Annotated in this window: 14 protein-coding genes; 9 read left to right on the top strand and 5 right to left on the bottom strand. The window is 62.0% G+C overall.

Features of this window, described 5'->3' with window-relative positions:
- Positions 1-67: 67 nt before the first annotated feature.
- The gene (gene mnmC2 / locus BM151_RS19330; protein WP_090062749.1) at positions 68-745 is read left to right on the top strand and encodes a tRNA (5-methylaminomethyl-2-thiouridine)(34)-methyltransferase MnmC2; all 678 of its coding nucleotides are present in this window, start codon (positions 68-70) and stop codon (positions 743-745) included.
- A complete protein-coding gene (locus BM151_RS19325) occupies positions 742-1,638 on the top strand; it encodes a DMT family transporter (protein ID WP_090062746.1) in 897 nt (298 codons plus the stop codon). The genes mnmC2 and BM151_RS19325 overlap by 4 nt, the downstream gene beginning before the upstream one ends.
- Positions 1,639-1,650: 12 nt before the next feature.
- Here BM151_RS19325 and BM151_RS19320 read toward each other — a convergent pair whose 3' ends face one another.
- Positions 1,651-3,495, bottom strand: coding sequence for a lytic transglycosylase domain-containing protein (locus BM151_RS19320; RefSeq protein ID WP_245781270.1), 1,845 nt, complete (start codon positions 3,493-3,495; stop codon positions 1,651-1,653).
- A 289-nt stretch (positions 3,496-3,784) separates the two neighbouring features.
- On the opposite strand from BM151_RS19320, the gene dapA reads away from it, so the two are divergent.
- The gene (gene dapA / locus BM151_RS19315) at positions 3,785-4,657 is read left to right on the top strand and encodes a 4-hydroxy-tetrahydrodipicolinate synthase (protein WP_090062742.1); all 873 of its coding nucleotides are present in this window, start codon (positions 3,785-3,787) and stop codon (positions 4,655-4,657) included.
- A 73-nt stretch (positions 4,658-4,730) separates the two neighbouring features.
- Here dapA and BM151_RS19310 read toward each other — a convergent pair whose 3' ends face one another.
- Positions 4,731-5,171 (bottom strand): ion channel, encoded by a 441-nt coding sequence (locus BM151_RS19310; protein ID WP_090062740.1) that lies wholly within the window; start codon positions 5,169-5,171, stop codon positions 4,731-4,733.
- 94 nt (positions 5,172-5,265) lie between these two features.
- Between BM151_RS19310 and smpB the strand changes: the two genes are divergently transcribed.
- The 5 genes from smpB to BM151_RS19285 all read left to right on the top strand — a co-directional run bounded on the left by smpB (position 5,266) and on the right by BM151_RS19285 (position 8,945).
- Positions 5,266-5,748: an SsrA-binding protein SmpB gene (gene smpB, locus BM151_RS19305; protein WP_090062917.1), complete on the top strand. Its 483-nt coding sequence runs from the start codon at positions 5,266-5,268 to the stop codon at positions 5,746-5,748.
- Positions 5,749-5,868: 120 nt separating this feature from the next.
- A complete protein-coding gene (locus BM151_RS19300; protein ID WP_090062738.1) occupies positions 5,869-6,159 on the top strand; it encodes a hypothetical protein in 291 nt (96 codons plus the stop codon).
- Between the two features lie 171 nt (positions 6,160-6,330).
- Complete coding sequence (gene sseA, locus BM151_RS19295) at positions 6,331-7,185, top strand: 3-mercaptopyruvate sulfurtransferase (RefSeq protein WP_090062735.1); 855 nt, start codon at positions 6,331-6,333, stop codon at positions 7,183-7,185.
- Positions 7,185-8,369, top strand: coding sequence for an amino acid aminotransferase (locus tag BM151_RS19290; protein ID WP_090062733.1), 1,185 nt, complete (start codon positions 7,185-7,187; stop codon positions 8,367-8,369). Before sseA ends, BM151_RS19290 begins: the two co-directional genes overlap by 1 nt.
- A gap of 195 nt (positions 8,370-8,564) precedes the next feature.
- Positions 8,565-8,945 (top strand): rhodanese-like domain-containing protein, encoded by a 381-nt coding sequence (locus tag BM151_RS19285; protein WP_090062731.1) that lies wholly within the window; start codon positions 8,565-8,567, stop codon positions 8,943-8,945.
- A 67-nt stretch (positions 8,946-9,012) separates the two neighbouring features.
- Here BM151_RS19285 and BM151_RS19280 read toward each other — a convergent pair whose 3' ends face one another.
- From BM151_RS19280 to BM151_RS19270, 3 genes are all read right to left on the bottom strand, one after another.
- Positions 9,013-9,783, bottom strand: a complete 771-nt coding sequence (locus tag BM151_RS19280) for a lysozyme family protein (protein WP_090062729.1) — start codon at positions 9,781-9,783, stop codon at positions 9,013-9,015.
- A gap of 126 nt (positions 9,784-9,909) precedes the next feature.
- Complete coding sequence (locus BM151_RS19275) at positions 9,910-11,241, bottom strand: ammonium transporter (protein ID WP_090062726.1); 1,332 nt, start codon at positions 11,239-11,241, stop codon at positions 9,910-9,912.
- A gap of 35 nt (positions 11,242-11,276) precedes the next feature.
- Positions 11,277-11,615 carry a P-II family nitrogen regulator gene (locus BM151_RS19270; RefSeq protein WP_066708050.1) on the bottom strand — a complete coding sequence of 113 codons (339 nt, stop codon included), beginning with the start codon at positions 11,613-11,615 and terminating at the stop codon, positions 11,277-11,279.
- A gap of 271 nt (positions 11,616-11,886) precedes the next feature.
- On the opposite strand from BM151_RS19270, the gene BM151_RS19265 reads away from it, so the two are divergent.
- Positions 11,887-14,085: a transglycosylase domain-containing protein gene (locus BM151_RS19265; protein WP_090062723.1), complete on the top strand. Its 2,199-nt coding sequence runs from the start codon at positions 11,887-11,889 to the stop codon at positions 14,083-14,085.
- Positions 14,086-14,141 lie beyond the last annotated feature (56 nt).

Genomic DNA, 14,141 nt, shown 5'->3' with positions numbered 1-14,141 from the left:
CCCCCGCATGGTCTCGCCCATTCGCCAGCATTTGCCCCGGCAATTCCCCCGTGTGATAGGCCAATTCATGCAGAACGACCAGACAGCCCGGATCGAATGGCGCGACGGGGTTATCCCTGTCTCGAGCGAATTCGACGATCCCTATTTCTCGCTCGGCAACGGGCTCGAGGAAACGCGACATGTTTTCCTCGCCGGCAATGATCTGCCGACGCGCTTGCACGACGGGTTTCAGGTTGCGGAGCTGGGCTTTGGCACCGGGCTGAACATGCTGGCGCTGGCGCTCGTCTGGGACGGGCCGGGCGTGGTGCGGTTCACCTCGTTTGAGGCCTTTCCGATGCAGGCAGGCGACATCGCCACAGCGCTCGACGCCTTTCCCGAGGCCCGCACCATCGCCGAGCCGTTTCTCGCCGCCTGGACCGAGGGCAAACGGCAGTTTCGGCTGGGCCAGATCGAGGTGGACGTGCGGATCGGCGATGCGCGCGAAACACTTGCCGATTGGCAAGGACAGGCCGATGCCTGGTTCCTCGACGGCTTTTCCCCGGCGAAAAACCCGGAACTTTGGGGCGAGGAGCTGATGCGTGAGGTCGGATGCCACACGGCACCACATGGCACATTCGCCACCTACACGGCGGCGGGTCATGTGCGCCAGAAACTCACCGATGCGGGCTTCGCGGTCGAACGCGTCCCCGGCTTTGGCCGCAAGCGCCATATGAGCCGTGGCGTAAAAATGGTGGACCCGCAATGAACGTCAAGACAGGCCTGCCTGCACGACAGGACAACGCGGCACTCGGCACCCTGCTGATGATCTGCGCGACCTTCATCTTCGCCATGCAGGACGGCATCTCCCGTCATCTCGGCGGCACCTATAATGTCTTCATGATCGTGATGATCCGCTATTGGGTCTTTGCCGCTGTGGTCATCGCGCTGTCGCTGCGTGGCGACACGTTGCGGCGGGCGCTTGGCTCCGAGCGGCGCGGGTTGCAGTTCTTTCGCGGCGCGCTTCTGGCGCTCGAGATCTTTGTCATGGTCACCGCCTTCGTGCGCATGGGGCTGGTCGATGGCCCGGCGATCTTTTCCGCCTATCCCTTGCTCATCACCGCACTTTCCGGCCCGATCCTCGGCGAACGGATCGGCTGGCGTCGCTGGGCGCTGGTCTTTGTCGGTTTCATCGGCGTGATCATCATCATCAACCCCGGTTCCGGCGTGATCTCGTTCAACGCGATCTTTCCCTTCGCCTCGGCCCTGGGATTTGCACTTTATGGCATTCTCAACCGTTATGTCGCGCGGTTCGATGCCGCCGATGTGACGTTTTTCTACACCGGCGTGGCGGGGGCCGTAGTCACCACCCTGGTTGGGATCTGGTTCTGGGAGCCGATGCTGCCGGTGGACTGGCTCTGGATGGCGCTTCTCTGCATGACCTCGATCTCCTCGCATTTCCTGCTGATCAAGGCCTATGAGGCCTCCGAAGCCTCCGCGATTCAGCCCTTTGCCTATCTGCAATTGCCGTTCTCCGCGGTGCTCGGTGTCTTCGTCTTCGGCGATGTGATCCGCGCCAACGTGATGATCGGGGCGACCATTGTCGTCGGCGCCGGCCTGTTCACCTTCCTGCGCGCGCGCCAGCTGGCACGGCGGACCTGATCGCGACAGACCTCAGCGCGCCGCCAGATCCTTCGACAGGGTCACGGGACCGGTCTCGCCATGCAACCGCGCGCGGTAGACCGGAATGCTCTCGGCCACCCGCATCACGTAATTGCGGGTCTCGCGAAACGGCAGATGTTCGATCCAGTCGACCGGATCGACTTGGCCAGAGCGCGGATCGCCGTAGCGGGTGATCCAGTCGCGCGCCCGGCTCGGCCCGGCATTGTAGCCCACCGACACCAGCGGAATATTGTGACCGAATTCCTCGATCAGCTGCGCCAGATAGGCCGACCCCAGACGGGCGTTCAGAACCGGGTCCTCGAGCTGGCCCTCTTCGAAGCCCGCAACACCGAGCTTCTCGGCCATCGCGGTGCCGGTGCGCGGCATCAGCTGCATCAGCCCGCGGGCCCCGACATGCGAGCGCGCCTTGGCGTAGAACTCGCTTTCACGCCGGGAAATCGCCAGCGCCAATTCCGGCTCGACCGCCAGATCGGATTGGGCCAGAGGATGCAGCGGGTAATAGGCCCGGTTCAGGACGATGCCCTTGTCGGCGGCAAATTTCGCCACCAGCACGGCCAGATAGGGATCGAGATCCAGCGCCAGATCGCCAAGCTGACCCAGCTCCTGCGGGGAAAGGCTTTCGCCGAGATGACGCAGGAACCGCGCCGCCAAAGGTTCCTCGCCGGCCTCCTCGAGCAAAAGCGCAGCTTTCAGAACCGACGAGCCCATGAAGGCAGCCTGTTTGTAATCGTCGAACCGCGCCTCGCCGGTCAGCGCCGGGTCGAGCGGACGGCCGATCTTCTCGGCCGAAAGCAATCCGTAGAAGGAGGTCTGGAATTGCGCCCCGAAGGCGTAGGCCGCGGCGGCATCGTTGCTTGCGCCCATGGCTTCCAAGGCCCGGCCTTCCCAATAGCCGGCCCGCCCGAGAGAAATCGGCGTACCGACGGCCATGCGGAAACGGTTGAAATGATCGAGCGCCAGCCCTGCATCATCGAGATAGCGCAGCGCGATATAGCCCGACAACCATTCGAGATCGGCGAAACCATCCTCGCCCGCAGCCAGCCCGTGGCGCGAGGCCACCGCATAGGCGATCTGGGCCTTGCCATCACGCATCATCTGTCGCGCCAATGTCCGGCGCCGGTCGCCCCAGGCGTCCGGCTTGCCCAGGCCCTCGGGGGTGGATTGTTGCAGGATCAGCGTCACCGCATCCTCGTTCCGGCCGCGTCGCACCCGCCATTCGAACCGGGCATGGGCCAGAACCGGATGATCGGCGAGTGTCGCCGGCACCGCCGCGATGGCATCGTCGACCCCGGCCTCGTCGCGCACCAGCCTGCGCGTCGCATCGATCAGCGCGCCCCAGCCGGTCGGCAGCCCAGGCAACAGCCGCGCCGCATCGTCGAACCGGTCCTGCCACAGGAGCATTTCGGCCCGGGCCACGTTGTAACGCGACAGGATCGCGCCATAGCGCCCTTGCAGGATCTGCTCCTCATCGGCGGCCATCGGCAGGCTGTTCCAGACCAGCACCGCTTCGGCCTGGGCATCCGAGCGCATCCCCAGCGCCTCATAGGCGGAAATCAGACGCAGCGCGCCCAAACCGGTGCCGGGCGGATAGGCGGTCAGATAATCCACGACGGCTTTCGGATCGGCATCCGCCGGAATCGAGGCTTCGCCCTTTTGCGCCAGAAGCGGCAGACCCGGCCAATCGGCATTGCGTTTGAGAAAATCGCGATACCCCGCGAAATCGCCACGACCGGCCCGCAGATAATGCCAGTCGATAATGTCCCGCCCGACCCCGTGGGCCTCTTCGCGAGCGAGTGCCCAATCGCCCTGGCGTTGCGCCTCATAGGCACGTTCCAAGGCGTCCGACTCCGGAGAAGCCGTCAGGGGAAATGCGGAAAATACCGCAAAGACAAAGGTATAAACCGTATTCACGGCTGATTTTGGAAACATGTTTGGGTCGCGACTTCCGGGCTGCTCTCAAGGGATGATCGGGGGTTTTCCCCACGTTTTGTCCCATGATGACCGGGGATGCAGATCGCAGCAACACAGATTCTTGTGAACAGCCGCGAAGGCGGCTAGTTTCCGCCGGACCAAACCCCGGGGCGACTCACCGCCCATTTGATCCAAAGACGAAAAGGAGCGTACGATGTTCAAAGGATCCATTCCTGCACTGGTGACGCCGTTTAAAGACGGCAAGCTGGATGTCGATACGCTCAAACGCTTGATCGAATGGCATATCGATGAGGGTTCGAGCGGTCTGGTGCCGGTCGGCACCACCGGCGAAAGCCCGACGCTGAGCCATGACGAGCACAAGCGCGTGGTCGAAATCGTGGTCGAAACCGTCGCCGGCCGTATCCCGGTGATCGCCGGTGCCGGCTCGAACAACACGGTCGAGGGCATCGGCTTCATGGAGCACGCCGCCAAGGTCGGTGCCGATGCCGCCCTCGTGGTAACGCCCTATTACAACAAGCCGACGCAAAAAGGCCTGATCGCGCATTTCACCGCGATGCATGACGCCGCCGATCTGCCGATCGTGATCTACAACATCCCGGGCCGTTCCGTGATCGACATGTCGGTCGCCACCATGGCGGAGCTGGCGAGGTTGCCGCGCATCGTCGGGGTCAAGGACGCCACCGGCGATCTGTCGCGTGTTGCGAAAACCCGCCTCGCCTGCGGGACCGAGTTCGTGCAGCTCTCCGGCGAGGATGCCACGGCTCTGGGCTTCAACGCCCATGGCGGGGTCGGCTGTATTTCCGTGACCGCCAACGTCGCCCCGAAGCTCTGCGCCGAGATGCAGGCGGCCACCGCAGCCGGTGACTACGCGAAGGCGCTGGAGATCACCGACAAGCTGATGCCGCTGCACCTTGCGATCTTCCTCGAGCCGGGCGTCTGCGGCGCGAAATACGCGATGTCGCTTCTCGGGCTTTGCTCTGATGAGGTGCGCCTGCCGCTCACCCCGCTCGCGGACGAGACCAAGGCGGCGATCAAATCCGCAATGGAACACGCCGGCCTGCTCTAAGCCTCACACGACATAGAGATGAGAAAGGGGCCTCGCGGGGCCCCTTTTTTATGCCATTTTGACGTCCAACCGTTCAACGGCGATGCAGGCTTTCCAACTGGTTGCGCCGGACATGGCGCAGCACTTCCATCAAAAGCGCCGTCATCATGCCGATGTTCAACAGCCCGTTGGTTGCCGCAAACCCGCCCAGGAGCCGCCACTGCTCCGGCAGCAACAGATCGCCAAAGCCCAGAGTGGTGAAGGCCACGAGCGAGAAATACAGCGCCTCTTCGAAATGCGCGAACAGCCCGAACAGCCGAAAGGCCAGAGCCCAGATCCAGACGCCCGCCGTGATCATCCACAGGACCGCGATCACCGCCCCCATCAGCACGATGGCCAGTTTCGGCCCATGCGGTTCGCGAATGAGCCAGTTGTGCGCCCGCTGCAACGCCCATTCGAGCACCAGAAACCCCAGAGCCGCCACGAAAACGGAGAGGAGGATCAGGGTGGTTCCGATGACGATCTGTATGAACATGGGCAAGTCCGAGCTAAGTTTGATCGCTTTTGCCAGAAAACCACAGCTCGGGCCAGTGGACAGATGGCCGCCGATCTCCTATCTGCATCTGATCATGGCCAAGAAGAAACAGACACCCGAAGAAAAGAATTACAAGGTCATCGCCGAAAACCGGCGGGCCCGCTACGACTATGCCATCGAGGATGACATAGAATGCGGGATTGTGCTCAGCGGCTCCGAGGTCAAATCCCTGCGCACCGGCCAGTCGAATATCGCCGAGAGCTATGCCTCGGTGGACGATGGCGAGCTTTGGCTGACCAACTCCTATATCGCGCCTTATGAGCAGGCGATGTTCCCGCATGAGGAACGCCGCAAACGCAAACTTCTGGTGTCGAAACGCCAGCTCTCGAAGCTCTGGCAGGCGACGGGTCGTGAGGGCATGACGCTGGTGCCGCTGGTGATGTATTTCAACCACAAGGGCCGGGTGAAGATCAAACTCGGCATCGCCAAGGGCAAGAAGACCGTCGACAAACGCCAGACCGAGGCCAAGCGCGACTGGGGCCGTCAGAAACAACGGCTGTTGCGGCACGGCGGCTGACGCCACGTCTCGGCGGGAATTCGCGCCACATTCTCCCCCTGCACCTTCATCTCACCTTCTGCCAGACACTGTGCAGAAGACTGACCGGCGGTGGGCCGGTCCTGAGTAAGGTATGGTAAAGTGGAGCAAGTCATTACGTCCCTCATCGCCGGAGCCATCGGCGGGAACGCCGGTGGGGCGGTTTTCAAGAACATCAGCCTTGGCACCCTCGGCAACTCCCTCGCCGGGATCATCGGCGGCGGGCTTGGAGGCCAGCTGTTGAGCGCCGTGGGAGCGGGCGACATCGGCGAGACATTGGCCGGCGCCACAGGCCTCGATATCGGCAGCCTCGTCCAACAGGCCGCCGGCGGCGGTGTCGGAGGCGTGATCGTGATGGCGGTTGTTGGTCTGATCAGATCGAAGATGTCCTAATTCGAACCTTTTGCGACTTAGGAACGACATGTGTTGTAGCGAGTCCGGGGTGCTCTTTGAGCACCCCTTTTTTATGATTTCCCCTCGTTTTCCTTCAAGCTCGGGCACATTGCTTGCATGGTGCAAAAGGGCGCTGTATGGCAAGGAACATCACCGCAGAGAGAGCTGACCATGCCCTATAGCGATCCGAAAACCCTTGTCTCCACAGACTGGCTCGCCGAGCATCTCAAAGCGCCGGAGCTGCGCCTCATCGACGCCAGCTGGTACATGCCGGCAGACGAGCGCGATTGCCTCGCCGAATATGAGCAGGAACATATCCCCGGCGCCCGTTTCGTTGATATCGACGAGGTCGCCGATCTGCGCTCCGATCTGCCGCATATGCTGCCGCCGGTCGAAAAATTCATGTCGCGGATGCGCGCGCTCGGCATCGGTGATGGCCATCAGGTGGTGGTCTATGACACCTCCGGCATTTTCTCTGCGCCGCGCGTCTGGTGGATGTTCAAATATTTCGGTCAGGACAATGTCGCCGTTCTGGATGGCGGGATGAAGAAATGGAAGGCCGAGGGCCGCCCGCTAACCTCGCAGCCGCCGACCATCCGGGATCGCCACATGATCACCGAGATTCGCGATGAGCTGGTCAAGGATGTCACCCAGGTGGCCGCCGCCGCCAAGCTTGGCGACTATGTGATCATCGATGCGCGCTCGAGCGGTCGGTTCAGAGGCGAAGAACCGGAACCGCGTCCCGGCCTCGCCTCCGGCCATATCCCGAATTCCCGTAACGTGCCTTTCACCGAGTTGCTCAACGAAGATGGCACGATGAAATCCAATGACGAGGCCCGCCGCCTGTTCGAGGCGGCCGGTGTCGATCTCACGAAACCGGCGATCACCACCTGCGGGTCCGGTGCCTCCGCCGCAATTCTTGGCCTCGCACTCACAAGGCTCGGCGTAGCGTTCTCGCTCTATGACGGGTCCTGGGCGGAATGGGGCATGTATGGTGATCTCAAGGTCGCAACTGGAGAAGCGTAATGCTCAGCACACTGAAGCCGCAACCGGCGGATAAAATTCTCGAACTGATGGCTCTTTACCGCGACGATCCGCGTGAGACCAAGGTCGATCTCGGCGTCGGCATCTACAAGAATGCCGAGGGAGAGACCCCGGTCATGCGGGCGATCAAGGCCGCCGAAAAGCAGCTCTGGCAGGAAGAGACCACCAAGAAATACACCGCGCTCTCGGGCGATCCGGCCTTTGGCGCGGCGATGAAATCGCTCGTGCTCTCCGACAGCGTCGATCATACCCGCGTCGGCGCCATCGCCACCCCGGGCGGCACCGGTGCGATCCGTCAGGCCTTTGAGCTGGCGAAACTGGCCAACCCGGATGTCACCATCTGGACCTCGAACCCGACCTGGCCGAACCATGTCTCGATCATCAAGTTCATGGGGCTGAAAAACGCCGAATACGCCTATTTCGACGAAGCCTCCTGCACCGTCGATTTCGACGCGATGATGGAGAGCCTGAAAGGCGTGAAAGCGGGTGATGTCGTGCTGCTGCATGGCTGCTGCCACAACCCGACCGGCGCCAACCTGACGCTCGAGCAATTCGACGTGGTGGCCGATCTGATCATCGAGAAAGGCGCCATGGCGTTGGTCGACATCGCCTATCAGGGCTTTGGCGACGGTCTCGAGGAAGACGCCGCCGCAACCCGCCTTCTGGCCTCGAAACTGCCGGAAATGCTGGTGGCCGCCTCGTGCTCGAAAAACTTCGGCATCTACCGCGAGCGCACCGGCTGCCTGATGGCGATCTCCGAGAACGCCGAACAGACCCCGGTCACCCAGGGCACTCTGAACTTCCTCAATCGTCAGAACTATTCCTTCCCGCCGGATCACGGCGCGCGTCTGGTGACGATGATCCTGAATGACGAGAAACTTAAAGCCGACTGGATGGCAGAGCTCGAAGAGGTACGTCTCGGCATGTTGGGCCTGCGCACGCAGCTGGCCGATGAATTGCGGCGCCTGACCAATTCGGATCGCTTCGACTTCATCGCCAAGCACCGCGGCATGTTCTCGCGCATCGGCGCCACCCCGGAAGAGGTGCTGAAAATCCGCGAGGAATTCGGCATCTACATGGTCGGCGACTCGCGTATGAACATCGCGGGGCTGAACGCCCAGACCGTGCCGCTTCTGGCCGAGGCCGTGGCCAAGACCTGCAAGTAAAGACCGCACACAGCGAGCTGTTGAAAACGCGCCCTCCGTGGCGCGTTTTTATTTTACCGCGTCGGAAGGTCGCCTGCCAGGTTTCGTGTCTGCGGCTCCGTGTCTGCGGCAACGTGTCATGACAGCGCCCCTGTCATATGCTTGAGTTAGACCTATCTTCTGATCCAGTGACTCGAACACGAAGGAAACGCAGCCATGAAAACGGAAACCGTAGACGGTTTGAATTTTGAAACCTGGACCGTGGATGAGGTCCAAACGGCCTTTGACGCCAATGACATCGTGCTGATCGATGTGCGCACACCGCAGGAATATGCGTTTGAGCATATCTCCGGCGCCCTGCTTCTTCCTCTGTCCTTTTTCTCGGCGGAAAAGCTGCCGTCGCAGGAAGGCAAACGCATCGTGTTCCACTGCGGCTCCGGCGTGCGCTCCGGCAAGGTGGCCATGGCCTGCGCCAAGGCGGGGATCAGCCCGATCGCCCATATGGAGGGCGGCTTTGGCGCGTGGAAAGCGGCCGGCAAGGCCTATACCGGCACCGACATGGCCTCTGGCGCGCCGATGAGCGTCGCTGCGAAATAAGCCCGCGCTTTCAGGACAGACCTGTCAGGAAAAGCATGTGAGGAGGCGTCCTGTTCGGGGCGCCTTTTCAGCTCGGGAAGACTGTCGCCAGAGCGCGGTCAAACTCCGCCCAGCTCATCGTCGCCTTGTTGCCGGCATAGCCGTGATAATGCGACTTGCCCGTGGAGGTTGGCAAACCGGCCCAGATCTTCGCCAGATTGTTCATGAACTGATGCCGGGTCATCTCGCCGGCGCGCAGCTCGAAAATCCCGGCATCGGCCAGGAGGATATCGGCCAGGCGGTCCTGAACGGCGGGGGTAAAGATCATCTCCGGCCCGAGATCCAGCTCGGTCACCAGACGCGCGAGCGTCGAGGGGATGAATTGATAATAGCCGATCGCATGCGGCTGTCCCGGCGTGTCCTCGATCCATTTGAAAATCTCGCCAAGGCTCATCTGCGATGCTTTCTTGCCCGGGCGTATCCTGGCGCCATGTTGCACCGCGTCATAGCCACCGGCGGCGAGGCTTTCGGCCTTGCCGATCACGGCCCGGATCATTGCGATATCGTCGGGCGTCACCGCCAGAGCGCGAATCTTCGCCCGCGCTTCGGGACGCGCGGCCAATGGTTCGAAGAAACTGCCCTCGGCCCGCCCGGCAAAGAGGCTCGGGCCGAATCCGGCACTGCCGGAGCTTGCGGCAAAGGGTTCCGTGATCAGGGGCTGGGGCAGATTGACGATCAGAGGCTGACGCTGCAGGTCCCATCCCTGACCACTCGGGCGCAAAAGCGACACCGGCTCGGCGGCGGATGCCACGGGCCAGAGAGCAATCAGGATCGGCAGGACGCAATTCTTGCGCAGCATCGGCACACCTCGACACCAATATCGTTCTCATCAGCTGTATCAGAGCGAGGGTTGAGAAAGTGTTGCATCCAACGAAAAACCCGGGCGCCTGAGACGCCCGGGTCGTATTCTTGACTGAGGAAGGGATCAGCCTTTGTAGAATTCCGGATAGGCTTCCATGCCGAGCTCGGCTTTGTCGAGGCCCATCATCTCTTCTTCTTCGGAGACGCGGATGCCCATGATCGCTTTCAGGATGAACCAGACGACCGCGGAGACCACGAAGGTGAAGACACCGACCACAACGATACCGTAGAGCTGCGCGCCGATGGTGGCGTCGGAGTTGGTGAAGACAACCGCGATGGTGCCCCAGATGCCGCAGATCAGGTGGACCGGGATGGCACCGACGACGTCATCGATTTTCAGCTTGTCGAGCATCGGAACCGCGAAGACCACGATCACGCCGCCGACCATGCCGATCAGGGTCGCTGCACCGAGAGTCGGGGTGAGCGGCTCGGCGGTGATGGACACGAGGCCGGCCAGAGCGCCGTTGAGCACCATGGTCAGATCGACCTTGCCATAGACCAGCTGGGTCACGATCAGAGCGGCGATTGCACCACCGGCAGCAGCGGTGTTGGTGTTGGCGAAGATGCGGGACACGTCGGCCACGTCACCCACGGAGCCCATAGCGAGCTGGGAACCGCCGTTGAAGCCGAACCAGCCGAGCCACAGGATGAACGTACCCAGAGTGGCGAGCGTCAGGTTGGAACCCGGGAAAGCGGTGACTTTGCCGTCTTTGTATTTGCCCATACGCGGACCGAGGATCAGAGCGCCTGCGAGAGCTGCCCAGCCACCGACGGAGTGCACAACGGTGGAACCGGCGAAGTCGAGGAAGCCAGCTTCGTCGAGGAAACCGCCGCCCCATTTCCAGGACGCGGAAATCGGGTAGATGATCGAGGTCAGGATGATCGTGAAGATCAGGAACGGCCACAGTTTGATGCGCTCGGCGAGGGTACCGGACACGATGGAGGCGGTCGCACCACAGAACATCAGCTGGAAGAAGAAGTCGGAACCGGTGGAGGCATAGGAATAGTCATCCACAGCATCGGCGGTCACACCAACGGCTTCGAGCACGCCCGGGCCAAACACGCCGGAGAGCACACCCTCGACCGACCAGGTGCCGAGCGGGTACATCAGGTTGTAGCCGATCAGGTAGTAGAAGATCGAGGCGAGACCAAACAGGGCCACGTTTTTCGTCAGCTGCATGGCCACGTTCTTGGAGCGCACGAGGCCCGCTTCGAGCATGGCAAAACCGGCAGCCATGAAGAACACGAGGAAGCCGCCCACGAGGAACAGCACGGTGTTCATGATGAACACGACGTCAGTCGGCACGACAGCCGGAACTTCGGCCTCCTGCGCAAAGGCCATCAGCGGGATCAGCGTCGCCGCGGCAGTGGCCGGAATGAGTTTGGTGAGTTTCATTAGTCTCAGTCCCTTTCGTTTCGGGTAAGCGCGACTTAGATCGCGTCGTCGTTGGTCTCGCCGGTACGGACGCGCGTCGCGCCTTCCACGTCGAGGACAAAAATCTTGCCATCACCGATCTTGTCGGTCTTGGCGGTGGTGGCGATGGTTTCGACGACCTGGTCAGCCATGGCATCGGCCACGACGATTTCCAGTTTCACCTTCGGCACGAAATTCACGGCATATTCGGCACCGCGATAGATTTCGGTGTGGCCGGACTGAGAGCCAAAGCCCTTGATCTCCGTCACCATCATGCCCCGAACGCCGATCCCGGTCAGCGCTTCGCGGACTTCTTCAAGCTTGAACGGCTTGATTGCAGCAATAATGAGTTTCACGTTTTTCCCCTTCCGTTTGAGCGGGCGGCCTCCTTTGCTGTGGCGGCCACGGGGTCAGCAAAACGATGTTAAGACCCTGTTCACAAGAAATCTCGGCGCGAGACATGAGTCATTTTCGAGCAGATCTGCCCAAAAATTATACATTTTGTGCGTTTGGATTAAAAAATAATCGCAAAATAAAGCGGCAACCGCGACTCGTTTCCCCTCAACATTCCTGAACCAAGCCTCTAGACTTCCGCCCCATAAGAGCTGACAAAAATCGAGCATACTCATGACAGGACCGAACGGGAAAAAGCGCAAACTCGTTGCCGACCGGCGTTATCCCTCAGGCACGAATCCGGCGCGCAAACCCGCGAAAACGCCCAAGAAAAAGGCGCCCAAGGCGAAAACAACGCGGGCCTCGACGCGGCGTAAGCCGGCGCGCAAACCCTCGTCCAACATCGTGGTCCGGCTCATCGGCGGCCTGTTCCGCTGGCTCGGGCGGCTGATCTGGCTGACCCTGTCGCGCGGGGCTCTGGCGCTTGCCGTGGTGGTCGGAATCGCCGTTTTTTACATCTACAGCACCCTGCCCCCCTATTCGGAGCTCTTGGACGGGCGCGCGCGCGGCTCGGTGACGCTTCTCGACCGCGATGGCTCGGTCTTTGCCTGGCGCGGTGAACAGTTCGGCGGGCAGATCACCGCCGACACCGTCTCGCCCTATCTCAAGGAAGCGATCGTCGCCACCGAGGACAAGCGCTTCTACCGCCATCTCGGGGTCTCGCCACGCGGCATTGCCTCGGCGATCCGGATCAACCTCTCTGAGGGCCGCGGGCCTCTGTCCGGCAACGGCGGCTCGACCTTGACGCAACAGACCGCGAAACTCCTGTGTCTCGGTGTGCCCTATGATCCGGCGGAATGGAAAAGCCAGACCGCCTATGAGGCCGATTGCCGCGAGACCACCATGGCGCGCAAGATCAAGGAAATGGTCTATGCCATGGCGATGGAGGCGCGGTATTCCAAGGACGAGATCCTGTCGATCTACATGAACCGCACCTATCTCGGTGCCGGCGCCAACGGCTTCGAGGCCGCCGCCCAGCGCTATTTCGGCAAATCCGCGGCGCAGGTGAACATCGCCGAAAGCGCCATGCTCGCGGGCCTGCTGAAAGCCCCGACCCGCTACGCGCCGACCAACAACCTGCAGCGTTCGCAGGAACGCGCCGGTATCGTGCTTCTGCTGATGAACCAGCAGGGCTATATCACGGATGCCGAACGCGCCGACGCCAAGGAACACCCCGCCGAGCTTTCCGAGACCGCCGAGAAACGCGCCGGCGGCTATTTCGCTGACTGGGTCATGGGCGCCGGGCCTGATTTCCTGACCCGCGACACCACCGAGGATGTGGTGATCGACACCACATTCGATCCACGCATCCAGACGGCGGCCGAAGAGGCCCTGACATGGATCTTTGACAACAAGGTCCGCGAGGGCTCCGAGGCACAGGCCGCCATCGTGGTGATGTCCGCCGATGGTGCCGTGCGCGCCATGGTCGGCGGGCGCAAGCTCAAGGTCTCCGGCGCGTTCAACCGCGCGACACAGGCCAAGCGCCAGCCCGGCTCGTCCTTCAAACCCTTTGTCTATGCCACGGCCTTGGACATGGGCTGGTCCTATGACGATGTGATCATGGATGACCCACTGACCCTCGACATCTCCGGCTCCGGCCCCTGGTCGCCGAAGAACTATGACCATAAATTCCATGGTCTGGTGACGCTGACCGATGCGCTCAAGCACAGCTACAACATCCCCGCCGTGAAACTGGCGATGGATGCCGGGCTGGAGAATGTGCGCACGGTGGCCTCGATGTTCGGAATCGAATCCGATCTGGCGCAAGGCCCGGCACTGGCGCTCGGCGCTTCGGAAACCACGCTTCTGGAGATGACAGGGGCCTATGCCGGCATTCTCAATGGCGGTTCCTCGGTGACGCCCTATGGGCTGAAGACCCTGCGGCTCAAGGGCGACAACACGCCTCTGATGGGGCAGGAAGGCGGCATGGGCGAACGAGTCATCACCCCGGACAGCGCCCGGCAGCTCATTTACATGATGTATAATGCGGTGCAGTCCGGCACCGGTGCACGGGCGCAGATCCCCGGCTATGAGGTGGCGGGCAAGACCGGCACCACCCAGGCCGCGCGCGACGCCTGGTTCATGGGTTTCACCGGCGACTATGTCGCGGGCGTCTGGATGGGGTATGACGACAACTCACCGCTTTCCGGCGTGACCGGCGGCGGGCTTCCGGCGGAGATCTGGCAACGGACCATGGCCAAGGTGCAAGAGGGTCTTGAACCGACCCCCTTGCCGATGATCCGCCCCAGCGCCCCGCCCACGGTGACCGGCACCGGACGCGCGCCCAACAGCGGCCAGCGCGGCGGCGACAAGGCCGACAATGTGCTGATCGACCTTCTGGGTGCGATTTTCGGAGGCGGCAACAACAACTGAGGCCGCAAGACAGGTTCAAAAGAAAACGCGCCCGGTGGGGCGCGTTTTGCGTTTCT

The sequence above is a fragment of the Celeribacter neptunius genome, from assembly GCF_900113955.1.
Classification (GTDB): Bacteria; Pseudomonadota; Alphaproteobacteria; order Rhodobacterales; family Rhodobacteraceae; genus Celeribacter; species Celeribacter neptunius.
The sequence above is the reverse complement of the archived record's forward strand: the minus strand, read 5'-3'. Positions and strand labels throughout refer to the sequence as shown.

What these genes read in the sequence shown, in the direction of transcription:
- mnmC2 (WP_090062749.1), top strand. Translation starts at nt 68, where the DNA reads ATGCAGAACGACCAGACAGCCCGGATCGAATGGCGCGACGGGGTTATC.
- BM151_RS19325 (WP_090062746.1), top strand. Translation starts at nt 742, where the DNA reads ATGAACGTCAAGACAGGCCTGCCTGCACGACAGGACAACGCGGCACTC.
- dapA (WP_090062742.1), top strand. Translation starts at nt 3,785, where the DNA reads ATGTTCAAAGGATCCATTCCTGCACTGGTGACGCCGTTTAAAGACGGC.
- BM151_RS19310 (WP_090062740.1), bottom strand. Translation starts at nt 5,171, where the DNA reads ATGTTCATACAGATCGTCATCGGAACCACCCTGATCCTCCTCTCCGTT.
- smpB (WP_090062917.1), top strand. Translation starts at nt 5,266, where the DNA reads ATGGCCAAGAAGAAACAGACACCCGAAGAAAAGAATTACAAGGTCATC.
- sseA (WP_090062735.1), top strand. Translation starts at nt 6,331, where the DNA reads ATGCCCTATAGCGATCCGAAAACCCTTGTCTCCACAGACTGGCTCGCC.
- BM151_RS19290 (WP_090062733.1), top strand. Translation starts at nt 7,185, where the DNA reads ATGCTCAGCACACTGAAGCCGCAACCGGCGGATAAAATTCTCGAACTG.
- BM151_RS19285 (WP_090062731.1), top strand. Translation starts at nt 8,565, where the DNA reads ATGAAAACGGAAACCGTAGACGGTTTGAATTTTGAAACCTGGACCGTG.
- BM151_RS19280 (WP_090062729.1), bottom strand. Translation starts at nt 9,783, where the DNA reads ATGCTGCGCAAGAATTGCGTCCTGCCGATCCTGATTGCTCTCTGGCCC.
- BM151_RS19275 (WP_090062726.1), bottom strand. Translation starts at nt 11,241, where the DNA reads ATGAAACTCACCAAACTCATTCCGGCCACTGCCGCGGCGACGCTGATC.
- BM151_RS19265 (WP_090062723.1), top strand. Translation starts at nt 11,887, where the DNA reads ATGACAGGACCGAACGGGAAAAAGCGCAAACTCGTTGCCGACCGGCGT.